Source organism: Nocardioides luteus (assembly GCF_015752315.1).
GTDB lineage: Bacteria > Actinomycetota > Actinomycetes > Propionibacteriales > Nocardioidaceae > Nocardioides.
Genome location: NZ_JADOVJ010000001.1, coordinates 2,454,288 through 2,478,625 on the forward strand (window position 1 = coordinate 2,454,288; position 24,338 = coordinate 2,478,625).

Below are 24,338 nucleotides of genomic sequence, written 5' to 3' on the forward strand. Positions count from 1 at the left end.
TCAGAGCAGCGGTCGCAGGGGGGTCAGCACGAGCTCGGTGAACTTGCGGTGGACGTCACGGGCTGCCCACTCGTCAGCGGTCAGCTCCAGGGCGTTGGACTCGTCGCGGGAGAAGATCTCCTCCATCTGCTTGGCGACGTCGCGGTCGAAGATCTCCAGGTTGATCTCGTAGTTGCCGGTCAGCGAGAGGCGGTCGATGTTGGCGGTGCCGACGGTCGACCAGAAGCCGTCGACGGTGGCCGTCTTGGCGTGGATCATCGCGTCCTTGAACCGCAGGATCCGCACCCCGGCGTCGAGCAGCTGGGAGAAGTAGCCGCGCGAGATCCAGTCGACCACGACGTGGTTCGACTTCAGCGGCAGCAGGATGCGTACGTCGACCCCGCGCTGCGCCGCGGCCTTGAGCGCGTTCACGAAGTCCTCGTCGGGGACGAAGTAGGCGGTGGTCAGGTAGATGTTGCGGGAGGCCCGGTTGATCGCCTCGAGGTACATCGAGCGGATCGGGAACATCCACAGCCGCGGCACGTTGCGGTGGAAGCGCAGATCCGGGTCCCACGACGGCGCGGTCTCGATGAGCAGCGGACCCTCGGCGCCGGCCTGGTGGGTCAGCGGGTGCGGCCGCCGCCGGTTGAGGTTCCAGAAGTCGGCGAACGCCCTGCGCAGGTCCCACACGCCCGGCCCGGTGATCCGCACGTGGGTGTCGCGCCACTCGGTGGCGTACGCGGTCCCGATGTTGTAGCCACCGACGAACCCGACCGTGTCGTCGACGACCAGGATCTTGCGGTGGTCGCGGCCGTAGCGGGAGAGGTCGAAGAATCGCCAGCCGGCCGCGTAGGTCGGGTAGCGCAGCACATGCATGCCTTCGGGGAAGCGCTTGAAACGGGCCGGGACCACGAGGTTGGCGAGCTCGTCGAAGATGCAGTAGACCTCGACGCCGCGCTCGGTCGCCGCGGCCAGAGCCTGCTTGAACCGCTGGCCGACCTCGTCACCCTTCCAGATGTACGTCTCGAGGAAGATCTGCTTCTTCGCGCCCTCGATGGCGGCGATCATGTCCTCGTAGAGGTCGTTGCCGAAGGTGTAGGTCGTGACCGTGCCGTCGCCGACGCTGTTGGTCCGCGGCGGCGTGACCGGGAACGGCTTGGCCCGCTTGCCGCGGCTGCGGTAGGCGTCGACGAGGCTCATCACGACGGCGAGCGCGACCGGCACGCCGAAGACGGCGAGGAGCAGGCGGCGTAGGAACCTCATGACGCCCCCCGGCGACAGTCTCATCACAGTCCCCAATCTAACCGGCTCGTCGCTCCCAGACACACCGGTGCTGACTTCTACCCCATGCCGAGGGCGCCTGCGGCCGCGGCCAGGCGCCGACCAGCATGCGAGAACGACCTTCACGGAGGCGTGACGCCGGGTGGAGGATCTGTGATCCCCGTCACCTACTGGCGGGTAAGTCGTTGGACCTGAATACCTCCCACCCTGTTCGCAGACACGTCGGGGCCGGGTCGTTGCCCTCAGAACTGAAACGTGTTCTACTACTGGGCGAAACGTGAGCCGAGTCACAAGACCTCGCGGAAGGTGCAGGATGGCAGTGCAGTTCGCCTCGCTGGTCCGAGGCGTCGGCGGGATGGGCTTGATGACCGGCGAGGTCGTCAAGGGGACGTTCACGACCAAGTTCCAGCTCCGGGAGTTCCTCGAGCAGGCCTGGTTCATCACCAGCGTCACGATGATGCCGGCGGTGCTGGTCTCGATCCCGTTCGGAGCCGTCATCTCCCTGCAGGTCGGCAACCTCGCAGGCCAGCTCGGCGCGCAGTCGTTCGCGGGCGCGACCGCGGTGCTCGCAGTGGTCAGGGAGGCGGCGCCGATGGCCGCCGCACTGATCATCGCCGGGGCCGCCGGGTCGGCGATCTGCTCCGACATGGGGTCGCGCAAGATCCGCGAGGAGATCGACGCGATGGAGGTGCTGGGCATCGACCCGGTCGTCCGGCTGGTGATCCCACGGGTCCTCGCGTGCCTGTTCGTCTCGGTGATGATCAACGGGATCGTCATCGCGACCGGCATCGGGGGCGGCTACTTCTTCACGGTGATCGTCCAGGGCGGCTCGGCCGGCGCGTTCCTGTCGAGCTTCACCGCGCTGGCCAGCCTGCCCGACCTCTACATCTCGATGGTCAAGTCGGCCCTGTTCGGGTTCCTGGCCGCGATCATCGGCGCCTACAACGGCCTCAACGCCCAGGGCGGCCCCAGCGGCGTCGGCCGAGCGGTCAACGAGGCCGTGATCATCGCGTTCATGATGCTGTTCGTCCTCAACTCCATCATGACCGCGGTCTACTTCCAGATCGTTCCTCAGGACGGGTTGTGATCCGCCGGTGTCCAACACGCTCGCCCAGGTGGGCAACCAGATCGTCAAGGAGCAGCGCCAGGCCGTCGAGGGCTATGGCGACCAGCTGCTCTTCTACGCCAAGGCCCTGGCCTGGGCGCCCCGCACCATCCGCCGCTACAAGCGGGAGGTGCTCAACATCCTGGCCGAGGTGGCCTTCGGCGCCGGTGGGCTGACGATGATCGCCGGCACCGTCGGCGTGATCGCCTTCATGGCGTTCTTCGCCGGCTCCGAGGTCGGCATCCAGGGCTACGCGAGCCTGAGCCAGATCGGTGTCGCGAAGTTCTCCGCGTTCATCTCGGCCTTCTTCAACACCCGCGAGGTCGCCCCGCTGATCTCCTCGATCGCGCTCGCCGCGACCGTCGGCTGCGGCTACACCGCACGCCTCGGCGCGATGCGCATCAGCGAGGAGATCGACGCGCTCGAGGCGATGGGCGTGCCGAGCCTGCCCTACCTGGTCACCACCCGGATGATCGCGGGGTTCCTGGCGGTCATCCCGCTCTACATCGTCGCCCTGTGCGCCTCCTACCTCAGCCCGCGGCTGATCACGACGCTGATGTACGGGCAGTCGGGCGGGACGTACGACCACTACTTCCTGGCGTTCCTGCCGCCGATCGACATCCTCTACAGCTTCCTGAAGCTGATCATCCTCGCGGTCGCGATCATCCTGATCCACTGCTACTACGGCTACACCGCCTCCGGCGGCCCGGCCGGGGTCGGCATCGCGGTCGGCAAGGCGATCCGTACGTCCATCGTGACCGTCGTCGTCGCCGACTTCTTCCTGAGCTTCGCGATCTGGGGCTCCACGACCACCGTCCGGATCACGGGATGAGGACGGTGGCGAACAGATGTTGATGGGAATCCAGCGCGACACCCGTGCCGAGCACACCAAGCTCTTCGTCTCCGGGATCGCCTTCACGGTGACCCTCGCGCTGATGATCGCGCTCTGTGTGGCGATCTACCAGAAGGCGTTCGTGCAGTTCACCACGGTGAGCGTCGAGGCCGACCGGGCCGGTCTGCAGCTGCCCCGCTACGGCGACGTACGCATGCACGGCGTCATCGTCGGCCAGGTCCGCGAGATCCGCCAGGACGGGAAGAAGGCCGTCATCGAGCTCGGCCTCGAGCCGGAGCAGGCCGAGCAGATCCCCGCCAACGTCAGCGTCGCGATCAAACCGACGACGCTGTTCGGGCAGAAGTACGTCGAGTTCATCGACCCCGAGGGGAAGCGGACCGGCGCGCTCAGCGACGGCACCGTGATCCCTGCCGACCGCGTCCGCACCAGCGTCGAGCTCGACGTGATCCTGGCGCGGCTCTTCCCGCTGCTGAAGTCGATCCGCCCCCAGGACCTCAACAGCACCCTGCACGCCCTCGCCACGGCGCTCTCCGGCAACGGGGAGAAGCTCGGCGAGACCCTCGTCCAGCTCAACGACTACCTCGAAGAGATGAACGTCCACCTCCCCACACTCGAACGCGATCTCGAGGACATGGCCGACGTCGCCGAGACCTACTCGATGGCCGCCCCCGACCTGGTCAAGGTCCTGGAGAACACCACGACGACCGCCAAGACCGTCTCCGCCCAGCGCGAGCGTCTCGGCGGCCTGCTCACCTCGGTCACCGGTGTCGCCGACACCTCGAAGAACCTGCTCGCCGAGAACGAGAAGGCGATCAGGTACGAGACCGAGCTGGCCGTGCCGCTGCTCAAGCTGCTCGCCGACTACTCCCCGGAGTACACCTGCCTGCTGCGGGGCCTCGACGACTACACCGAGCTGCTGGCGACCGTCTTCCAGCAGAACCGCGTGCGCCAGACGATGGTCCTCGACGGCACCCAGAAGCCGGCGTACGGCCGTGACGACCGCCCCGAGTGGGGCGAGATCGGTCACGGGCCCTGGTGCGACGGCCTGCCGACCCCGAAGGTGCCGGCCGGGCCGATGGAGCTGGAGAACGGCACCGAGGACGTCCCGTGGGCACCCGGCAACGGGGGTCTGCAGTGAACAAGCGCGACCTGAAGACCGCGGTGGCCGGGACCAAGCTGGCCATCTTCACCGTCATCTCGATCCTCGTCACCGGCACCCTGGCCTCGATCATGGGCAACGTCGGGTTCGGCGACCGGGTGCCCTACCGTGCCGAGTTCACCACCGCCTCGGGCCTGAGCGAGGGCGACGACGTACGCGTCGCCGGCATCACCGTGGGCGAGGTGCTCTCCGTCGAGATCGAGGGCGGTGACCACGCGATGGTCACCTTCCGGGTCGACAAGACGGTTCCGCTCACGACCGCCAGCGGCGCCCAGGTGCGCTACCTGAACCTGGTCGGCGACCGCTACCTCGCCCTGACCCAGGACGCCGGGCAACAGCCGGAGGCCGACGCGACACCGTTGCGTGAGGGGCAGGCGATCGCGATGGCCAACACCACGCCCGCGCTCGACCTGACCGAGCTCTTCAACGGCTTCCAGCCGCTCTTCCAGGCGCTGCAGCCCAAGGACGTCAACAAGCTCTCGCTCAACCTGATCCGAGTGCTGCAGGGGGAGGGCGGCACGGTCGCGAGCCTCCTCTCGGAGACGGCCGAGCTGACCAGTGCCCTGGCCGAGCGCGACCAGCTGATCGGCGACGTGATCACCAATCTCTCCAAGACGCTCAACACCGTCAACGAGCACCACACCGAGCTGGCCGAGCTGATCCAGCAGCTCAGCGGCTGGATGAAGGACCTGGCGCGCGACAAGGAGGCGATCGGCGACTCGATCTCCTCGATCGGCGACCTCACCGACGAGCTGGCCGGGCTGCTCACCGACGTACGTCCGTTCCTGAAGGAGGACATCAAGCAGCTCAAGCGCGTGGTGGACATCCTCAACAAGCCGGGCAACCAGAAGCTGCTCGACCGGACCCTCGAGCGGCTCCCGGAGACGCTGGAGTCGCAGGCCCGGATCGGCAGCTACGGCTCCTGGTACAACTACTACCTCTGCGACCTCGACTTCTCGATCAAGCTGCCCTCGCTCGGTGAGCTGCTCGACAACTCGCCCGCCGTGAAGGCGATCCAGAAGCAGCTCGACAACGTGGCCTTCTACAGCCGGGCGGAGAGGTGCAAGCTCTGATGGCACACCACTCGGACACTCAGCTGAAGCGCACCGGCGTGATCACGATCGTGGCGATCGCGCTCGCCCTGACGGCGGCGTTCAACCTGCGCAAGCTGCCCTGGTTCGCCGGAACCACCTACCAGGCCGAGTTCTCCGACACCAGCGGCCTGCACGTGGGCAACCGGGTGGAGATCGCCGGCATCCGGGTCGGCCGGGTCAGCGACATCGAGATCGACGGCGCCAAGGTGGTCGTCTCCTTCTCGGTCGAGGGCACCGAGATCGGCCACCGCAGCGAGGCGAAGATCGGGGTGCTCAACCTGCTCGGGGAGAAGTACCTCGACATCACTCCGCAGGGCGGCCGGACGCTCGACGCCGGCTCGAGGATCCCGCTGGCCCGCACCAGCGCCGGCAGCGACATCGTCGGCACGTTCGGGGACCTGGCCGAGACCACGGAGGCGATCGACACCCAGCAGCTCGCCAAGGCGCTGACCACCATGTCGGGCACCCTCGACAAGGCGGGCCCCGAGGTGCAGGGCGCGTTCCACGGGATTGCGGCGCTCTCCCAGACGATCGCCGCCCGCGGCGACGAGCTGGAGTCGCTGCTCCAGGACGCCGAGAAGGTCGTGCAGCTCGTCAACGAGCGCAAGCAGGACATCATCGGCGTGATGGAGAACGGCGACCAGGTCTTCGCCGAGTTGATCCAGCGCCGCCAGGCCATCCACCAGCTGCTGGTCAACGCGACCGCGCTGGCCGAGCAGCTGCAGGCCCTGGTGAAGGAGAACCAGAAGCAGATCGGTCCCGCGCTGGACGCGCTCGAGCAGGCGCTGAAGTTCCTCAACGCCCGTGACGAGGACCTGACCAAGACCATCCAGAACTACGGGCCGTACGCGTCGATCCTGATCAACATCATCGGCACCGGCCCTTGGTTCGACGCCTACCTCGCCAACTTGACCGGCATCGTGAGCGGTGAGTTCGTGCCCGGACGACGACCAGGGATCGTGCAATGACAAAGAACTTCTGGGGCCGGAAGTGGGCCGCGCTGCCGATCGCGCTCGTGCTGATGTGCGGGCTGCTGCTCGTCTCCGAGGTCGCCGCGCCCGAAACCAAGATGGTGACCGCGAGCTTCCCGCAGGCGGTGAGCATCTACGAGGGCTCCGACGTGGTGATCATGGGCGTCAAGATCGGCAAGGTCGCCTCGCTCGAGCCGAAGGGCGACCACGTGGACGCGGTGATCGAGTACGAGAGCGACTACAAGCTGCCCGAGGACGTGAAGGCGGCGATCGTCACCCCGACGCTCGTCGCGGACCGGTTCGTCCAGCTGACGCCGGCCTACACCGGCGGACCGGCCCTGGCCGACGGCGGTGAGATCCCGATCGAGCGCACCGCGGTCCCGGTCGAGCTCGACCGGATCTACGCCAGCCTCTCCGAGCTCACCACGGCGCTGGGCCCCAACGGCGCCAACAAGAACGGCGCGCTCAGCGACGTGCTGCGGGAGGGAGCCGACGCCCTGGAGGGCAACGGCAAGATCGGCAACCAGGCGATCGCCGACATGTCCGAGGCGGCCCAGGTCCTGGGCGGCAACTCCGAGCAGCTGTTCAGCACGCTCTCCCAGCTCTCCGAGGTCACCAGGACGCTGGCGAGGAACGACGACACGACCGAGAAGTTCCTGACCGACCTCTCGACCGTCTCCACCCAGCTGGCCGGGGAGAGCGACGAGCTCGACCAGGCGCTCGCCGCGATCGCGCAGGCGGTCAAGGTGACCAAGTCCTTCGTGGAGAACAACTCCGACGCCCTGGTCGGCGACGTCAAGGAGCTCAACAAGACGCTCAACGTCCTGGCCAAGGAGAAGGAGACCCTCGGCACCGTCCTCGACCTGGCGCCGCTGGGCATCGGCAACCTGGCCGAGTCCTTCGACGCGAGGTCCGGCTCGGTCGGCTTCCGGCTGCAGGTCGGGCCGATCGGCTCGGACCTGTCCAACATCCTCTGCATGGTCGTCGAGAACGACCAGATCCCGGGCGCCAAGGAGATCTGCGCGCTGTTCAAGGCGCTGCTACCGGCGGGGTCGACCGCTCCGGCGGGCGAGGCGCTCACCGAGGGCAGCGTCCCCACCGACCGCGACACCGAGACCGGGCTGCCGCTCGAAACCGGCACCCCGGCGAAGCAGCCCGAGGTCGAGCCCGAGGTCGTCACCCAGGGCGGCATCTCCGAGCTCACCGGCTCGCTCCAGGAACTGATGTCGGGAGGGAAGAGATGAGGCGTCTCTGGGCAGCCGTGGCGATGCTCGGCATCGTCGCCGTGGCGAGCGGGTGCGGCGTACAGGCCTATGACCTGCCGCTTCCCGGCAAGGAGGTCGGCGAGGGCGACGGCTACGTCGTCACCGCGAAGTTCAACGACGTCGTCGACGTGGTGCCACGCACCAAGGTGATGGCCAACGACGTGCCGGTCGGCCAGGTCGACAAGGTCGAGCGCGAGGGCTGGCACGCCAAGGTCACCATGACCATCCGCAAGAACATCGAGCTCCCGGCCGACGCGCTGGCCAACGTACGCCAGACCAGCCTGCTGGGGGAGAAGTACATCGCCCTGGTGGCGCCCGAGGGGTCCACGGTCGCCAGCGCCGGCAAGCTCGGCGACGGGGCGACCATCGGGCTCGACCGCACCAACCGCAACCCCGAGGTCGAGGAGGTGCTCGGCGCTCTCTCCTTCCTGCTCGCCGGCGGCGGCGTCGGTCAGCTGAAGACGATCAGCGACGAGCTCAACACGATGATGGACGGGCGCACCGGCGACATGCGGGCGCTGCTGGGCAACCTGGAGACCACGGTCGCCTCGCTCAACCAGCAGAAGGGCTCGATCATCAGGGCGATGGAGCAGGTCGACCGGCTGACCCGCACCCTCAACAAGGAGTCCACGTCGATCGAGGCGGCCATCGACTCCTTCGGGCCGGCCCTCGAGGTGCTCCGCCAGCAGCACGCCGATCTGTTGAAGATGATGAAGGCGCTGGACCGGCTCGGCGTGGTCGCGACCCGGGTGATCAACCAGAGCGGCGCCAACCTGACCACCGCGCTCGAGGAGCTGGCGCCGACGTTGCGCGAGCTCGCCGACGCCGGTGACTCACTGCCGCGCGGCCTGATGATGGCGGCCAGCTTCCCGTTCCCCGAGAACGCCTCGGGGCTGGCGATGGGTGACTACTCCAACGCGCTGTTCCACATGGACCTCGACCTCGGCAAGCTGGTCGGCAGCCTCACCAACGGCGAGTCGCCCGGCCTGCTGCCGCAGGTCTTCCAGATCTGCCTGTCCTACTCCAAGGGGTGCGAGGCGATCCAGCCGCTGGCCAAGGCGCTGTGCGACCTGACCAACATGCAGATCACGTGCTCCGTGGTCGGCAAGGAGGACACCGCGGCCAAGCCGGGCGAGAAGACGCCGAAGCTGCCCGACATCTCCGACCTGCTGCCCAAGAGCTCGGCCTCGACCAAGACGCCGGGGCTCAACGACCTGGTCCCGGAGATCGCCGAGGGGCTCTCGGCGCCCACGGACGCCGAGTCGCCGACGGCCGAGCCGACCACCGGAGGCCTGGCGGGCCTCCTCGGACTGCTGGGAGGCGGCAGCTGATGACCCGGAGCGTACGCAACAAGCTGGTGATCTTCCTGGTGCTCGCCGCGGTCGGCATCTTCTACGTCTCGGCCGCCTACCTCGGCGTCGTCGACCGGGTCCTGGGCCGCCACGTCGACGTCTCGATCGACCTGCCGGCCTCCGGTGGGCTCTACGTGGGCAGCGAGGTCAACTACCGCGGCATCAGCATCGGCCGGGTGGCCTCGATGACCGTCACCGACGAGGGCGTACGCGCCGGGCTGCAGCTCGACCCCGGCACCGAGGTGCCGAAGGATGCCAAGGTGGAGGTCCACAACCTCTCGGCGGTGGGGGAGCAGTACATCAACTTCATCCCCGACTCCGCCTCCGGGCCCTACCTCGCCGAGGGCGACGTGGTGACCGCCGGGCCCGAGTCCTTGCCCGGCACCACCGACGAGCTGCTCACCGAGCTCAACAGCTTCACCACCTCGATCAACGGCCAGGACCTGAGCACCGTGGTGGCCGAGCTCGGCACCCTGTTCCGCGGCAACGCCGAGAACCTGCGTACGTTGCTCGACTCGGGCTCCACGCTCGTCGACGAGGCCTCGGCCCACCGACGCGAGACGATCCGTCTCCTCAACACCAGCCAGACCGTGCTCCAGACGCAGAAGGAGCACAGCGGCGACATCCGCGAGTTCGCCAAGGGGCTCGAGGAGGTCACCGCCACGCTCGACAAGCGCGACCCGGAGCTGCGCGAGATCCTGCAGGGCGGCGAGGCGACCGCGGTCCAGGTGCAGTCGCTGCTCGACGGGCTGCAGCCGCTGCTGCCGGTCTTCCTGGCCAACCTCAGCACGGTCAACGAGGTGCTCACCGCCCGGCTGCCCGCGATCGAGCAGACCCTGGTGACCTTCCCGCGTGTCGTCGCGACAGGGTTTACCGGCTCGCCCGGTGACGGCTACGGTCACCTGTCGATGGGCTACGTCTACACCACACCGCCGTGCCAGGAGGGCTACAAGCCCGCCGACCAGTGGATCCCCGGCACCGTGATGGAGGACCAGCCGCTCTACCCGGCCAAGTGCACCGACGAGCGCGCCCAGCCCGGCTACCAGGGCGACAACCCGATCATGCAGCGCGGCGTCAACATGGTGCCGAAGCCCGAAGGCGTCGGAAAGTACGTGACGACCTACGACCCGAAGACCGGGCGCACCCAGCTCCCCGACGGAAAGACGGTCACGATGTCCACCCCGACCGATGACGGAGGCCTCGTCTCCGCCCTGTCCGACGACTCCTGGCGATCGATGATCCTGGGAGAGGAGTGAGTCCGCATGAGTTCTGACAACCCCCTCGAGGTGAAGCTCTCGCTCGCCAGACTGGGCCGGGTCAACACCGTGCTCGCGGCGGTCCTGGTGATCCTGGTCGTGCTGGCGGCGGCCGTCTTCATCGGCGGCGCCCGGGTGCTGCCCTGGACGACACCCGCCGAGGCCGCGGCCGCCGACTACGACGAGGTGAAGGCGGTGGCCGAGGACGGCGTGATCGCCTTCCTCGATGTCGACTACCGCGACATGGACCCGCGGATCCAGGCGGTCAAGGAGATCTCGACCGGCACCTTCGGGAAGGAGTACACCGCCATCGCCGAGCAGATCCGGCAGGCCGCGATCCCTGCCCAGACCATCTCCAAGGGCAAGGTCAAGCAGGTCGGCATCCGGGCGATCGGGTCGAAGAGCGCGGTCGTGCTGGTCGCCGTCGACTCGGTCGTCACCAGCAGCCAGACCGCCGAGCTGAAGAAGAGCGACACCTGCCCCTACGACGGTGCCCGGTGCTCGAAGTACCGGTTCAAGGTGTCGCTGGCCAAGACGAAGGACGGATGGCGCATGTCCGACCTGGCAGGAGTCAACTGATGACAGGCGTACGAGCGAACGGATCGGTCTCCACCGGCCAGAAGGAGTGCCCCTTCTGCGCGGAGACGATCAAGGCCGCCGCGATCAAGTGCCGCTACTGCGGGTCCGACCTGCTGCCGCCGGCCGAGGACGAGAAGGACGTACGCGACGAGGTCGCTGCGCCCGAGGAGAGCGAGGCCGGCGCGGCGGACTCCGAGGCCGACGAGACCGATACCGAGCCTCAAGCTGAGGTTGAGGGTGAGGGTGAGAACGAGGAACGTGCCGGGTTCGCCGAGCGGTGGCTGGGCGACGGCAACCGGGTGCTGACGGCCGTTCTCGGCGTACTCGTCCTGGTGGCCGGCGGCCTGCTCTGGCTGGCCGTCGACATGGCGTCCAACGACGACGTGGCGCCGGGCGGCGAGCTCACTGCGGCCGGGTCCCGGGCGGCGATCATGGAGCACTCAGTCGGGCTGGCCCAGACGGTGATGTCCTACCAGGCCGCCAGCGCGGAGAAGGACATCGCGGCGGCGAAGAAGCTGATGACGCCGGCGATGCAGAAGGAGTACGACAAGACGCTGCCCGGCGAGGACAAGCGCAAGGAGCAGGCCGACCTCGGGATCAAGGTCGACGCCGAGGTGGCGCCCCTCTCCGAGGAGGGGGCGAAGGCCGCCGAGGAGGGCAAGGCCTGCGTCGACGAGGACTGCGCCGCCTCCATCATCTCCGCCACCGAGGAGTCCGCGAAGGTGCTGCTCTTCGTCAACCAGAGCGCGACCGCGCCGAAGACGAAGAACACCGTGGTCAGCCCGACCTGGGAGGTGCTGACGCTGGTCAAGGACGACGGCGGCTGGCTGATCTCCGAGATGAAGGCCGCCTCCTAGCCGGAGCGGGGCCCGAGACGATGGGCCTGGTCTCAGCATGAGGTCCCTTCGAGGGGCGTCGTTGTCCCTGATATGGTAGAACGTGTTCTAGTTTCACTTGCTCGAGGAGGGCACATGGCCGGCTCACGCCAGTCCGTACAGCTGACCGAGGCGGAGATCGAGGAGTTCCTCGCCTCGCAGATGAAGGTGCAGGTCGCGACCGTCGGCCCCGACGGCGCTCCGCACCTGACCACGCTGTTCTACGTGCTCGACGAAGGCAAGATCGTCTTCTGGACCTACGGGTCCTCGCAGAAGGTCCGCAACCTGCGCCGAGACCCCCGGGTCACCTGCCTGGTCGAGGACGGCGTCGACTACTTCGAGCTGCGCGGAGTGAGCATCACCGGCAAGGCGCGGCTCGTGGAGGACTACGACGAGATCAAGGGCATCGGCTCGCGGGTGATGACCCGCATGGCCGGCGGCGCGGACCTCGGCGAGCTCGGCGAGGAGCTGGTGTCGAAGCAGGCCCACAAGCGCGTCGGCATCGTCATCGAGCCCGACAAGGTCGCAAGCTGGGACCATCGCAAGCTGGGCGCGCTGCCCGGTCAAGGCTGAGTTCGATGATGACGAAGGACTGAGGAGACGGACATGGCAAAGGTGATCGTGGACTTCGACCTGTGCGAGTCCAACGGGATGTGCGAGGCGTTCGCACCCGACGTGTTCGAGATCGACGACGACGACTACCTGCAGGTCGAGGACCCGACGGTGACCGACGAGAACCGCGACCGCGTCGAGCAGGCCGTGGCCGGCTGCCCCAAGGCAGCCCTGAGGATCGAGGAGTAGCACCACGTGAGCGTTGATCTGACAGGCAAGATCGCGATCGTCACCGGCGCCGGAGCCGGGCTCGGGCGCGCCGAGGCGGTCGCCCTGGCCCGCGCCGGCGCCCGGCTGGTGCTCAACGACCTGCCCGGCGCCGCCGAGGAGGCCGCCGAGGAGATCCGTGGGTTCGGTGGCGAGGCGGTGATCGCGGCCGGGGACGTGAGCGAGCGTGCCACCGCCGACGCGATGATGGCCGCTGCCGTCGACGGTTTGGGTGGCCTCGACATCGTGGTCAACAACGCGGGCATCACCCGCGACAAGATGCTCTTCAACATGTCCGACGAGGAGTTCGACCTCGTCGTACGCGTCCACCTCCGCGGCCACTTCCTGCTGACCCGCAACGCCTCGGCCCACTGGCGGTCGGTCGCGAAGGCGACGGGCGCGCCGGTCGATGCCGCGGTGGTGAACACCTCCTCGGAGGCGTTCCTCTCCGGCCCTCCCGGACAGGCCAACTACGGTGCCGCGAAGGCGGGGATCACCGCACTGACGATGTCGACGGCCCGCTCGATGGGTCGGTCCGGCGTACGTGCCAACGCGATCTGCCCGCGCGCGGCGACCGCGATGACCGAGGGCGTGCTCTCGGGGGACTCCTACGGGCCCGAGCACGTGGCTCCGCTGGTCACCTACCTCGCCTCGCCGGCCGCCGCGGCGATCACCGGACAGGTCTTCGTCGTCTACGGCGGGATGATCGCCGTCCTGGCGCCGCCGACCGTGGCCGAACGCTTCGACAACGCCGCCTGGGACCTGGACTCGCTCGACAAGCAGGTCGGCGGCTGGTTCGCCGACCGCGACCCCGCGGCCGGGTTCTCGGCCGACTCGATCATGCAGCTCACGCTGACGGACGACAAGGAGCAGTGATGGCACGTCTCGAGGGCAAGATCGCGATCGTCACCGGCGGCGCACAGGGGCAGGGGGCCGCGATCGCGCGCGCCTTCGTCGCCGAGGGCGCCGAGGTCGTCATCGCCGACGTGGCCGACGAGCCCGGCAAGCTGCTCGCCGAGGAGCTGGGGGAGTCCGCCCTCTTCGTGCACCACGACGTGAGCTCGGAGGAGTCCTGGACGGCGCTCGTGGCCGAGACCGCCGCTGCGTACGGTCCGGTCAACGTCCTCGCCAACAACGCCGGCATCCTGCGCTTCGGCGAGATCCTCACCCAGCCGGTCGAGGAGTTCGAGCTGCTGTGGCGGGTCAACACCCTCGGCTGCTTCCTCGGGATGCGCTCGGTGATCACGACGATGAAGGAGAACGGCGGCGGCTCGATCATCAACGCCTCCTCGATCGAGGGGCTGGCGGGGATGGCGTTCGTGGCCGGTTACACCTCGACCAAGTTCGCCATCCGCGGCATGACCAAGGCCGCCGCCCTCGAGCTGGGCCCCAGCGGCATCCGGGTCAACTCCGTCCACCCGGGCATGATCGACACCTCCATGACCCGCGGTGTCGGCGCCGACGACGCCGCCATGGAGTTCGGCGCCTCGAAGGTCGCCCTCAAGCGGGTCGGCCACCCCGCGGACATCGCCCCGCTCTACGTCTACCTCGCCTCCGACGAGTCGAGCTTCGTCACCGGCGCCGAGATCGCCATCGACGGCGGTGCCACCGCCACCCACGCCTTCGGCGGCTGACGGGCCGGAGGTCGGCTGCCCCGGTGTGGGTGAGTCGGCCACACGGAAGGCGCGTCTCCGGCATACTGCGACGCGAAGTTTTTCAGTCACCGGGGACGAACCGAAAGCCAACAGAACTTGTCTCGACGACGCAGTGCGTTCGCCACCATGGCCGTGGTCGCGGTCTTCTGCTGGTTCTACTCGTTCGCGTTGGCCGTCCCGGTCGACACCGGCAACGTGTCCTCGCTCTGGCAGGCGCGCGGGCACGAGTGGTTCGGGGCCTTCCTGGCCCGGGTGCTCGACGGTCTGTCGTTCCTCTGGGGATCGGTGGTCAGGTACGAGTACGCCGCGGCGCCCGAGTCCGCGTGGCCGGCGCTGGTCTTCGTCGTCCTCCTCGCCGGGTCGGTCTATGCGAGCCTCCGAACCGGAGGCGACGGCGCCTACGCCGTCGCCGGCCGGGTGCTGGGCGCATCCTTCCTCGCCGGCGGACTCACGAACCTCTTCGTCATCGTCGAGGCCGCCGTGGCCTCTCCCTACGGAACCGCGCAGCTGGCGGCGATGGCCTGGTCGCGTCCTGACGACGGGATCTGGCTGGCCCTGAGCCTCGGAGTGGTCGGCAGCGTGGTGGCGGCGTACGTGGTGACCTTGGTCCAGCTCGCGGCCGCCGTCTCGGAACGGGCCGAACGCGAGGACCCGCCTGCCTCGGCGACGGTGCCGAGGCTGAACCCTGCGCAGAGACGGGTGCGCGCTGTTCGGGTCGCGACCTGGGGTGCGCTCCCGACCCTGGCTCTCGCGTTCGGCGGTGGCTTCGTGTGGGACTACGGTCCCGACGTCTACACCGATGCCGCCGCCGATGCGCGCCAGGGCTGGGTGCACGTGGTCTGGTTCACCCACGCCAGCCTGGCGCCGCCCGATGACCCCTACTCGCTCGGTGGCACCTTCGACACGTTGATCTGGCTGCCGCGCACGCTGAGCTCGGTCGTCCTGGTGGCACTCATCTGGCTCGCGATCCGTCTGGTGGTGGCTCGCTGGCAGCGCGGCGCGGCGCCGAGCGTGCTCGGCGTGGTCATGGGGTGCTGGGGCATGGTCGCGGTGCTCGCCGTGGTCGTGGGGCTGGTCGAAGGGGCCGTCTTCCCGGTTCCCGAGCTCGCCCCACCGGCCTACAACCCACCGGCCTATACCCGGGCGTTCGACAACGTCGCCGACGCGCTGCGCTTTGCTGCCTTCTTCGGCTGGGCGACCGGGGTCGTCGTCGCGCTCGCGCTTCGGCTGTCCGGCGGAACCTTGACCGAGCCGGAGACTGCTGAGCCCGTACCCGAGGGGAGCATGGACCGATGACCAGGCAGAGGCCCAAGGGGCCGGGGAAGGCCCCGACGGAGGCCCCGAAGGAGGTCGCGAAGGAGGCTGCGGCGGAGGCACCGGCCGGCGACGTACGCCGCCGGGGTCCGCTGCCATGGGCGGTGTCGCTGCTGAAGAAGCCGACGGCCTGGGTGGTCGGCGTGGTCCTGGTCTCGCTGGGAGCGACGTTCGGCTCCGGCCTGCAGAATCTCTTCACCGGGCTGCTGCCCGAAGGCTGGAGCGATCCGGGCCAGGGCATCCAGCTGGTGGACGTACGCAGGCAGGCGGCGAGCGGGCCGGTGCTGATCCCGGACGGTGCGGGCGCGGCACCGTTCAAGAGCAAGCAGCATGCGTTCGAGACGGTCAACGATCCTGACTGGCAGGCGGAGCACGAGTGGTACGCCGTGGAAAACGTGACCTGGGAGGTCACCCTGGTCGGCCGGCACAGCGAGGACGTGGTGATCACCGATCTGCGGCCGAAGCGCTCCGGACCGTGCACGTCGATGCTGCGCAAGGGCACCCTCGTGGAGGACGTTCCCCAGGGTGGAGGGGGAAACAAGATCCTGCTGCGGACGGACCTGGGCGCGCCGGCGCCGACACTGACCTCGGAGGACGACGGTTCGCCCTACTTCGCCAGCAAGACGGTGACCCTCTCCAAGGGCGAGACTGTGGTCATCCCGATCACGGCGACCAGCTCCGGGCCGACCTGCCGCTGGGTGCTCGAGGTCGACTACGTCGACCATGGCAAGCGCGAGCTGATGACGATCAAAGCTCCTGGCGGCCGCGAGTTCGGGATCACCGGCAAGGCCGAGGGACACCCTTATGAGCTCACTTGGAGCGTGAGCTGCAAGCGGGCGATGAGGCCGGAGGACTGGGCGGTGCCGGAGGACGACCCGACGCAGTGCCGGTGAGCTCTGGGGTCAGCGCAGCAGCAGGCGTACGGCGACGTCGATCGACTTCTCGACGTCCTCGGTGTCCATCCGGCCGGTGACCCAGGAGATGAGCGCGGAGAGCCATACGTCGGAGATGATCCGGATGATGGCGGCCTCCTCCTCGGTGACCTCGCCGTGGTCGGGGGTGCCGTGCATGGCGCGGGCGATCACCGTGGTGAGGCTGGTGCCGACCACGTGGATCTCGCCGGTCACCGACTGGTCGGCGAACATGAAGGCGCGGACCAGGGCCTCGGTGAGCTTGGGCTGCTTCTGCAGGGCGCGGGTGCGGCGGTTGAGGACGTACATGATCCGCTCGTGCGCGGTGTCGCCCGGGGTCGCGCGGACGGCCGAGCGCTCGACGTCCTTGGTGAACTCGCGCGCCAGCGCGGAGACCAGCAGATGGATCTTCGAGGGGAAGTAGCGGTAGAGGGTGCCGAGCGCGACCTCGGCCTGCTCGGCGACGGCGCGCATCTGCACGGCGTCGAACCCGCCCTCGGCCGCGAGCGTGATCGTGGCGTCGAGGATGCGCCGGCGGCGCTCTCGCTGGGCCGCGGACCCGCCGGTGGGTGCGGCGGCCGGAGTGTTGCCATCGGTGTCGCGTGGCTCCGCGCTGACGGACGTCACTGGTGTCCCCCTAGGACTATGACCGGATCTCGATCTGTGGTTCTCAGGCTAACCGCAACAGCGCCCGAGAATGAAACACGTTCCTTCGTGAGTCTAGACTTGTAACACGTTCTACATCAGTCTCTATTCCGGACGAAGGCTCCCGAAACAATAGGAGGTCGCTGTGCCGATCGGCATCACCGACGAACACCAAGCCCTCAGCGAGAGCCTGCGCGACTGGGCGAAGGGGCTGGGCGGCATCGCCCTTGCCCGGGCCGCCGAGGGCACCGCCTCCGCGCGTTTCGACGAGGTGTGGCGAGGTGTCGAGGAGTACGGCGTAGCCGGCATCGCGGCGCCCGAGCCGAACGGCGGCGGCGGCACCCTCCTGGACGCGGCGGTCGCGCTCGAGGCCTGCGCGCACGAGCTGCTCCCGGGTCCGCTCCTCGGCAGCACGGTCGCCGCCTTTCTCGCGGGCGCGGCCGGCCGCGGCGACCTGGTCGCGACCATCACCGCCGGCGGGTGCGGGATCGCGCTCGACCCGGTCCTCGATCACGACGAGCGTGTCGTCGGCACCGTCCCGGTCGTCTACGACGGCGGGGGAGCCGCCCAGCTGCTGCTCGGTGCCCGGAGCGGAGACGGTGAGGAGCGCTGGTTCCTCCTCGCGGCGGAGCAGGCGGAGGTACGTCCCCAGGCCGGCCCGGATCTGACCAGGCGGGTTGCCGAGGTGCGGGTCGACATCGACGCCGGCGAGGCGATCGAGATCCCGGGGCTGCGCGGCGAGACGGTGCGCCGTACGGCCCTCACGCTCGCCGCCGCCGAGGCCTCCGGGATCGCACAGCGGTGCCTGACCACGGCCGTGGAGTACGCCAAGGTGCGCGAGCAGTTCGGCGCACCGATCGGGTCGTTCCAGGCGATCAAGCACCTCTGTGCGCAGATGCTGGAGACCGCCGAGGCGGTGGCCGCGACCGCGTGGGACGCGGCCGCCTCGGCCGAGACGGCGCTGTCGGAGGGAGGAGACACCGGCCAGTGGGCCTTCGCCGCCGAGGTCGCCGGCGCCACCGTGCTCGACGGTGCGGTCCGGGCGGCCCAGGACTGCATCCAGGTGCTCGGCGGGATCGGCTTCACCTTCGAGCACGACGCCCACCTCTACCTGCGCCGAGCGGTCGCCCTGCGCAGCCTCCTCGGTGGAGGCGACGCGCATGCGGTCGCGCTGGCCGGGCACGCCGTGGCCGGGACCCGCCGCTCGGTCCGGGTCGACCTCGACGGCAAGGACGAGGACGTACGTCCCCGGGTGCGCGAGACGGTCGCCGCGATCGCCGCGCGTCCGGAGGCCGAGCGCCGGGATGCGCTCGTCGACGCGGCCTACCTGGCGCCGCACTGGCCGGCTCCGTACGGCCTCGGTGCCGGTCCCGTCGAGCAGCTCGTCATCGACGAGGAGCTCGCCGCGGCGGGCGTGGCCCGCCCCGACATCAAGATCGCCGGGTGGGCGGTGCCGACCATCCTCAAGCACGGCACCGACGCCCAGCGCGAGCGGTTCGTCGACGCCTCGCTGCGTGGCGAGATCGTCTGGTGCCAGCTGTTCAGCGAGCCGGGCGCGGGCTCCGACCTGGCCTCGCTGGCGACCCGGGCCGAGCGGGTCGAGGGCGGCTGGCGGCTGACCGGGCAGAAGGTGTGGACCTCGCTCGCGGCCGAGGCCGACTGGGCGATCTGCCTGGCGCGTACGAACCCCGACGTCCCCAAGCACAAGGGCATCACCTACTTCCTCGTGGACATGCGCAGCGAGGGGATCGACGTCCGCCCGCTGCGCGAGCTGACCGGGGACGCACTCTTCAACGAGGTCTTCCTCGACGCCGTGTTCGTGCCCGACGAGCTCGTCGTCGGGGAGGTCGACGGCGGCTGGCGGCTGGCTCGCACCACGCTGGCCAACGAGCGCGTCGCGATGGCCTCGACCAACCTCGGCGGCAGCGTCGAGCGGGCGGTCGCGCTCGCCGACGGCCGGGGCGAGGCCGAGCTCGCCCGGGTCGGCCATGCGGTCGCGCTCTCCACGGTCTGCGCGCTGCTCGGGGTCCGTTCCACGCTCAAGGCGCTCGCCGGCCGCGGACCTGGTGCGGAGTCCTCGGTCGCGAAGCTGCTCACGGTGCGCAACCGCCAGGACGCCTCCGAGCTCGTCGTGGACCTGCTCGGGCCGCGGGCGCTCACCGACGACCCGCAGGTGCGCGAGGACCTGCACCAGTCCCAGCTGACCCGCTGTCTCTCCATCGCCGGAGGCACCACCCAGGTGCTCCGCAACGTGGCCGCCGAGCAGATCCTGGGGCTGCCGCGCTAGGCGGCCGCATTTCACCTGACGGGTGGCGCTCGGGGCGCTAGGTTGCTGTTGCCGATCTCGAGGACCCAGGAGCTCACGTGCCACACGACGGCGCAGCCGCAGCACCGGACGACGCGCCTACGGTCGAACGGGAGAGCCACGGGCACAGCGCCGACGGCGGCGTCGCCTCGTTGCGGGCGATCCTGCGGCGTACCAAGGAGCAGGTCGGGCCCTACCACCAGGACGCGCGCGACGCCCGGTGGGCGCTCGCCCGGGCGACGCTGCTGGCGCCGCGCGGTGAGCTCGGCGACGCGGAGACCAACGGGAGGCAGTTCCGGGCGGAGCGGTGCGCTCAGGTGTTCGTCGAGCACCTCGACGACGCCGTGGCGGCCCACGGAGCGCCGAGCTGGCAGGCGCGGAGCGCGCGAGCCGAGCTGTCCCGGGCCTACCGGCTCCTCCTCGAGGACCCCACCAGCCAGGTCCGGGTCTACGACGACCACCTCAGGACCGTGCTCGCCGACGGCACGCATCGGATGATCGACCAGGTCCGGGCACGCCAGGACCTGGCCAACGCGTACGCCGACATCCACAAGTTCGACGAGGCGATCGCGCTCTACCAGGAGAACGTCGACAGCCTCGAGCGCTCGGAGCGGTTCGGCGCGCACAGCCGCTACAGCGACCACGCCCGGCGCTTGCTCGACTGGGCGCAGAAGGCGCGCCGCGACGTCGGGGCCGACAGGATGCCCGTACGCCGCCCGCGGCTGCGGCCCTCCGCGCACCGCCACGCGGTGCCGCTCGAGGACGGGCCGGCCATGGCCGACCTGCTCGGCGTCGACAGCGACGTCGACGCGCTCGGCCGGATGATCGCGGCCAGGTCGACCCAGCCACCGCTGGCGATCGCCCTGCTGGCGCCGTGGGGCGGCGGCAAGTCGACCTTCATGCGGCTGCTCAAGCACAAGGTCGAGGTGGAGCTCCCGGCCGAGGACCCGGCCACCTTCCACACCAGCGTCGACGTGGTGGAGTTCAACCCCTGGCACTACAGCGACACCCACGTCATGGTCGGGATGTCCCGGGCGATCTTCGAGTCGCTGACCCGCTACCTGGAGCGCCGCGTCGCCGAGAGCGGGTCGACCGAGACCTCCTGGCGTGAGCAGGTCGAGGAGCGCAAGGCGCTGACGGCGACGCGGAGCCGGCTGGAGCGCACCCAGGACGCCCTGCGGACCAACTCGGTGGTGCAGCGTCCGCGCGCGGCGCTGATCGCGCTGCGTACGCTGCCCGACCTCGTCCTCGGCCGCAACCACAAGGTGATGCGCATCCTGGTGATGCTCAGCGCGGCATCGTTCCTCGTCGCGCTCGCGGCCGTGCTCGGCTGGGAGGCCTGGGGGCTCGACGTCGGCGCCAGAATGCGCGCGTGGGCGGACGTCGTGCTGCGCTCGGCGCCCGCGCTGCTCGTCCTCTCCACGGTGTGGGCGACGATCCTGGAAGGTGTGCCGAAGGCTGCGGCCATCCACCGGAAGGTGCGCTCCGGCGCGTCTTGGCTGGTGGGCTTCGTGGCGGCGGGTGTCGACGCCGAGATCGGTCGCATCGACGAACGGCTGAAGCGGACCGAGGCGCGCCCGACCACCGCGGCGGTGGCCGATCTGGAGACGATCCTCAGCGACCCGGAGCGCGCCGCCGAGCGCGACGTCCAACGCGGAGTGGTCGGGGTGCTCCAGACCCAGTTCGAGGAGCTGGCCGAGGCGTACGGTCTGGGCCGGGACGGCACGCTCGGCACCCAGGTGGCCGCCGACGACCTCCGGATCCGCCGGATCGTGCTTCATGTCGACGACCTCGACCGGTGCCGCCCGGAGCGGGTCGTCGAGGTCCTGCACACCCTCAACCTGCTCCAGGCGACGCGCCTCTTCGTCGCCGTGGTCAGCGTCGACCCGCGCTGGCTGCGGCGGTCGCTGCGCGAGCTGGACCCGACGCGGCCGGGGGACTCGGACGCCTCCGAGGTGAGCGGGCGGCTGCGGGACGAGATCGGCGACCCGCTGGACTTCCTCGACAAGATCATCCAGATCCCGTACGCCCTGCGGCCGATGAACGCCTCCAACGCCGAGGAGTACTTCAGCCGCCTGGTGCGCAGCCACGACCTGGACGACCCCCGGATCGAGGAACCCGATCCCGAGGCCGCGGTCGGCGCGGGGGTGATGGCTCCGCCGTCGGCGCCCGAGCACCTGGACCAGCGGCGCCCGGCCCTGCAGCTGACGGTGACGCCGCGGGAGTGGGACTACCTCCGCCCGCTCGCGGCCGCGCAGGAGACGCCGCGGGCCGTGAAGCGTTTCCTCAACCTCTACCAGCTGCTGAGGCTGACCTCCGGGCTCGGCATGGAGGAGGAAGAGGGCATCCTCGGCGACGACGTACACGCCGCGCGGCGTGCCGCCGCGACACTCCTCGCCGTGCTCGTGGGCGCGCCGCGGCAGGGCTCGGAGCTCCTGGCCGAGATGCTGTCGGTCGATGCTCCGGAGCACACCCTGGACACCCTGGTCGACGACCTGCAGAGCAGACACCTGCACGACCCGAGCGGCCCGCACTCCCGCCGCCGGCAGGCCGGCACCGGTCGCTGCAACGTCTGCGTCGGGTGGCGCCGGATCCGCGACGTCGTGCAGCCGCCGGGCTCCCCTGACGAGGAAGGCGGGCCGGCGGACGGCCGTCTGCGGGTCGGTGACTTCCGGCCCTGGGTGGGCGAGGTGGCTCGGTTCAGCTTCCACTCCGAGGCGATGGGTCTCGCCGGAGTCGTCGCCCGGGCGTGAGCCGCTAGGCTGCTCGGGGCGAACCTTTGGGTCAAGGAGGCGCGGTTGTCGGTGAGGACGATGCGCGTGAAGCATGGCGCGCGCCGTGGCTATCCCACCATCCGGGCGGCGCTCGAGGAGGCTGCTCGGTCGGTCGTGGAGACCAGGATCCTGCTCGAGCCGGGGACGTACGACGAGCAGCTGATCGTGCGCGGAAACGTCTCTCTGATCGCCCGGGCGCCCGGGACGGTGACGATCCGCTCGGCCGCGGGTCAGGTTCTGGACAGCGAGGGCACGGTGAGGCTGTCCGGGCTGCGGTTCGAGGCCGATGCCGGAGAGGCCATCATCTGCCGGGGTGGGTCGCTCGTGGCAGACGAGATCGACGTCGAGACCCGAGGCCACATCACTCTCTGGGCCGCGCCGGGCACCCGGGTCGAGGCGGGTGGCTCCACCTTCCGTGGTGGACGGGTCCTCTTTGCCGGAGCTGGCGGAACCGTGGAGAGCTGTGAGCTGTTCGACTGTCCTGACAACGCGATCGCGGTGATCGAGGGAGGGCGACTCGATGTTCGCGACTGCCGCGTCGAGCGTCCCCGGCACAGCGCGGTGCGGGTCGAGGCAGGCTCGTCGGTGACGATCGTGGGGGGCCGCTTCGCCTCGTGCCACGACACCATGGTTGCGGTGATCGGCGCTGCCGCGCGGGCCGACATCAACGGCACGATCATCGACGACACGGGCACCGCGATCGGCTTCGCCGAGGGCGCGACCGGAAGCGTACGCAACGTGACCGTGCGCCAGGCCCGGCACGGATTCTCCTCACGCTCCGGGGCCAATCCGACGGTGAGCGACTGCGAGTTCCTGGACTGTGTGGAGACCGGCATCAACATCTCCGAGCGTGGCGCCGGAACCTTCGGCGACTGTGTCATCCGAGACGCCGGGGCGATCGGGGTCTTCATCAAGGGTGACGGCGCCGGGGTGGGTCATTGGGGCGTGGTCGACATCAGCCGCTGCACGATCGAGGGCTCGTCGGTGGGAATCGCCGTCGAGGGGGCGGAAGGCCGCTTCCGCGACTGTCGGCTGCATCGGCTGAGTTTCGCGGGCGTCAGGCTTCTCGCGGCATCGTCGGCGACCTTCGACGAGCTGACCGTCACCGACACCCCGGTCGGGCTGGACGCGCGTGGAACGCCGGCCGGGATATTCAGCCGGGCGAGACTCAGCGAATGCCGTCCGCTCGCCGTCTCGGCCGTGGACGAGGCCCGGTTGAGGATCTCCGAGAGCGTAGTGACGGATTCCGGGGGAGGGGCCGGCGTCCAGGGGTCGGCGAGCTTGGTGGTGAAGAGCTCCGAGCTGCGAGACCTGGAGTCGTTCGGGATGATCACCATGGCCACCGGCACGTTGGTTCTCGAGGGCAGTCGGCTTCTGAGCCCCGGTGCGATCGGCGTCATCGGGCTCCATGACGCCTTCATCGACGTCAGAGACACCACGGTGAAGGACGCGGCGGACATCGGGTTCCGCCTGCTCGACAAGTGCAGCGGTCAGATCGCCGGGTGCACCGTGACCGCAGCCGAGGGGATCGCGGTGGCCAAGAACGACTACGTACGCGTCGTCGAACTGTCCTCCTCGCTCCGGACGATCACGACCAGCGCTGCGAGCTCGAGGGACGAGATCGTCGCGCAGGTGACGAACATCTACAACACGCCGATGTTCTTCAAGGAGTTCAGCGGGCAGATCGCCATGGGCAACGAATCTGTGGAGCAGATCCAGGAACGAGGAGAGGGAGACGGTCGATGAGCGGCAGCGGTGACGGCGGAAACATCTACAACGAGCCGATGTTCTTCGGGGACTTCAACGGGCAGATGGCGATGGGCAACCGGAAGAGCGTCCAGCATCAGACCATCTCGGTGAACGCCGCGGCGGACATCGCGACGGTCGTCGATCAGGTGCTGAAGCAGCTCGATGCCCTTGGGCTTGCCGAGGAGGATCTGGACGACGCGGTCGCTCAAGGCCGGGTGGTCCTGGCGGAGGTGGCCAAGGAAGAGCCCGACCGGACGGTCGTGCGACGCGGCGTCAACTACCTCAAGGGAGTGGTCGCGGCGATCGCGACCGGTGCGGTCGTCGGTGCGAACCAGGGCGCGGCCGAGATCGGTCAACAGATCGTCAAGGACCTGGGCAACCTGGTCATCTGAAATCT

The 24,338-nt window shown here is 69.4% G+C and carries 22 protein-coding genes; 20 read left to right on the forward strand and 2 right to left on the reverse strand.

Features of this window, described 5'->3' with window-relative positions:
• Positions 1 to 1,242, reverse strand: coding sequence for a phospholipase D-like domain-containing protein (locus HD557_RS11805; RefSeq protein ID WP_196874019.1), 1,242 nt, complete (start codon positions 1,240 to 1,242; stop codon positions 1 to 3).
• A gap of 331 nt (positions 1,243 to 1,573) precedes the next feature.
• Between HD557_RS11805 and HD557_RS11810 the strand changes: the two genes are divergently transcribed.
• From HD557_RS11810 to HD557_RS11885, 16 genes are all read left to right on the forward strand, one after another.
• Positions 1,574 to 2,347: an MlaE family ABC transporter permease gene (locus tag HD557_RS11810; RefSeq protein WP_008360228.1), complete on the forward strand. Its 774-nt coding sequence runs from the start codon at positions 1,574 to 1,576 to the stop codon at positions 2,345 to 2,347.
• Between the two features lie 7 nt (positions 2,348 to 2,354).
• Positions 2,355 to 3,197 carry an MlaE family ABC transporter permease gene (locus tag HD557_RS11815; protein ID WP_045549369.1) on the forward strand — a complete coding sequence of 281 codons (843 nt, stop codon included), beginning with the start codon at positions 2,355 to 2,357 and terminating at the stop codon, positions 3,195 to 3,197.
• Between the two features lie 16 nt (positions 3,198 to 3,213).
• A complete protein-coding gene (locus HD557_RS11820) occupies positions 3,214 to 4,356 on the forward strand; it encodes an MCE family protein (RefSeq protein WP_008360224.1) in 1,143 nt (380 codons plus the stop codon).
• Positions 4,353 to 5,450, forward strand: coding sequence for an MCE family protein (locus HD557_RS11825; protein WP_008360221.1), 1,098 nt, complete (start codon positions 4,353 to 4,355; stop codon positions 5,448 to 5,450). The genes HD557_RS11820 and HD557_RS11825 overlap by 4 nt, the downstream gene beginning before the upstream one ends.
• On the forward strand, positions 5,450 to 6,439 hold the full coding sequence (locus HD557_RS11830; RefSeq protein ID WP_196874020.1) for an MCE family protein: 990 nt from the start codon (positions 5,450 to 5,452) through the stop codon (positions 6,437 to 6,439). The genes HD557_RS11825 and HD557_RS11830 overlap by 1 nt, the downstream gene beginning before the upstream one ends.
• On the forward strand, positions 6,436 to 7,686 hold the full coding sequence (locus HD557_RS11835) for an MCE family protein (protein ID WP_196874021.1): 1,251 nt from the start codon (positions 6,436 to 6,438) through the stop codon (positions 7,684 to 7,686). Before HD557_RS11830 ends, HD557_RS11835 begins: the two co-directional genes overlap by 4 nt.
• On the forward strand, positions 7,683 to 9,038 hold the full coding sequence (locus HD557_RS11840) for an MCE family protein (RefSeq protein WP_196874022.1): 1,356 nt from the start codon (positions 7,683 to 7,685) through the stop codon (positions 9,036 to 9,038). The genes HD557_RS11835 and HD557_RS11840 overlap by 4 nt, the downstream gene beginning before the upstream one ends.
• The gene (locus HD557_RS11845) at positions 9,038 to 10,315 is read left to right on the forward strand and encodes an MlaD family protein (protein WP_196874023.1); all 1,278 of its coding nucleotides are present in this window, start codon (positions 9,038 to 9,040) and stop codon (positions 10,313 to 10,315) included. The genes HD557_RS11840 and HD557_RS11845 overlap by 1 nt, the downstream gene beginning before the upstream one ends.
• A gap of 6 nt (positions 10,316 to 10,321) precedes the next feature.
• Positions 10,322 to 10,894: a hypothetical protein gene (locus tag HD557_RS11850; protein WP_008360215.1), complete on the forward strand. Its 573-nt coding sequence runs from the start codon at positions 10,322 to 10,324 to the stop codon at positions 10,892 to 10,894.
• Positions 10,894 to 11,751, forward strand: coding sequence for a hypothetical protein (locus tag HD557_RS11855; protein ID WP_196874024.1), 858 nt, complete (start codon positions 10,894 to 10,896; stop codon positions 11,749 to 11,751). Before HD557_RS11850 ends, HD557_RS11855 begins: the two co-directional genes overlap by 1 nt.
• Before the next feature lie 114 nt (positions 11,752 to 11,865).
• On the forward strand, positions 11,866 to 12,342 hold the full coding sequence (locus HD557_RS11860; protein WP_196874025.1) for a pyridoxamine 5'-phosphate oxidase family protein: 477 nt from the start codon (positions 11,866 to 11,868) through the stop codon (positions 12,340 to 12,342).
• Positions 12,343 to 12,375: 33 nt separating this feature from the next.
• Positions 12,376 to 12,570, forward strand: a complete 195-nt coding sequence (locus tag HD557_RS11865) for a ferredoxin (RefSeq protein WP_008360212.1) — start codon at positions 12,376 to 12,378, stop codon at positions 12,568 to 12,570.
• Positions 12,571 to 12,576: 6 nt separating this feature from the next.
• Entirely contained in the window at positions 12,577 to 13,464 is an 888-nt protein-coding gene (locus tag HD557_RS11870; RefSeq protein WP_196874026.1) for an SDR family oxidoreductase, read from the forward strand.
• On the forward strand, positions 13,464 to 14,222 hold the full coding sequence (locus HD557_RS11875; RefSeq protein WP_008360209.1) for a glucose 1-dehydrogenase: 759 nt from the start codon (positions 13,464 to 13,466) through the stop codon (positions 14,220 to 14,222). Before HD557_RS11870 ends, HD557_RS11875 begins: the two co-directional genes overlap by 1 nt.
• A 117-nt stretch (positions 14,223 to 14,339) precedes the next feature.
• Positions 14,340 to 15,539: a hypothetical protein gene (locus HD557_RS11880; protein WP_196874027.1), complete on the forward strand. Its 1,200-nt coding sequence runs from the start codon at positions 14,340 to 14,342 to the stop codon at positions 15,537 to 15,539.
• Positions 15,536 to 16,450: a hypothetical protein gene (locus HD557_RS11885; protein WP_196874028.1), complete on the forward strand. Its 915-nt coding sequence runs from the start codon at positions 15,536 to 15,538 to the stop codon at positions 16,448 to 16,450. The genes HD557_RS11880 and HD557_RS11885 overlap by 4 nt, the downstream gene beginning before the upstream one ends.
• Before the next feature lie 9 nt (positions 16,451 to 16,459).
• Here HD557_RS11885 and HD557_RS28980 read toward each other — a convergent pair whose 3' ends face one another.
• The gene (locus HD557_RS28980; RefSeq protein WP_196874029.1) at positions 16,460 to 17,095 is read right to left on the reverse strand and encodes a TetR family transcriptional regulator; all 636 of its coding nucleotides are present in this window, start codon (positions 17,093 to 17,095) and stop codon (positions 16,460 to 16,462) included.
• 163 nt (positions 17,096 to 17,258) lie between these two features.
• Here HD557_RS28980 and HD557_RS11895 point away from each other — a divergent pair, with 163 nt between their 5' ends.
• The 4 genes from HD557_RS11895 (at position 17,259) to HD557_RS11910 (ending at position 24,333) form a co-directional block, all read left to right on the forward strand.
• Positions 17,259 to 19,400, forward strand: a complete 2,142-nt coding sequence (locus tag HD557_RS11895; RefSeq protein ID WP_196874030.1) for an acyl-CoA dehydrogenase — start codon at positions 17,259 to 17,261, stop codon at positions 19,398 to 19,400.
• A 77-nt stretch (positions 19,401 to 19,477) separates the two neighbouring features.
• Positions 19,478 to 22,171, forward strand: coding sequence for a P-loop NTPase fold protein (locus tag HD557_RS11900; RefSeq protein ID WP_196874031.1), 2,694 nt, complete (start codon positions 19,478 to 19,480; stop codon positions 22,169 to 22,171).
• A gap of 60 nt (positions 22,172 to 22,231) precedes the next feature.
• A complete protein-coding gene (locus tag HD557_RS11905) occupies positions 22,232 to 23,938 on the forward strand; it encodes a right-handed parallel beta-helix repeat-containing protein (protein WP_231380262.1) in 1,707 nt (568 codons plus the stop codon).
• Positions 23,935 to 24,333, forward strand: coding sequence for a hypothetical protein (locus tag HD557_RS11910; RefSeq protein WP_196874033.1), 399 nt, complete (start codon positions 23,935 to 23,937; stop codon positions 24,331 to 24,333). Before HD557_RS11905 ends, HD557_RS11910 begins: the two co-directional genes overlap by 4 nt.
• Positions 24,334 to 24,338: the final 5 nt, after the last annotated feature.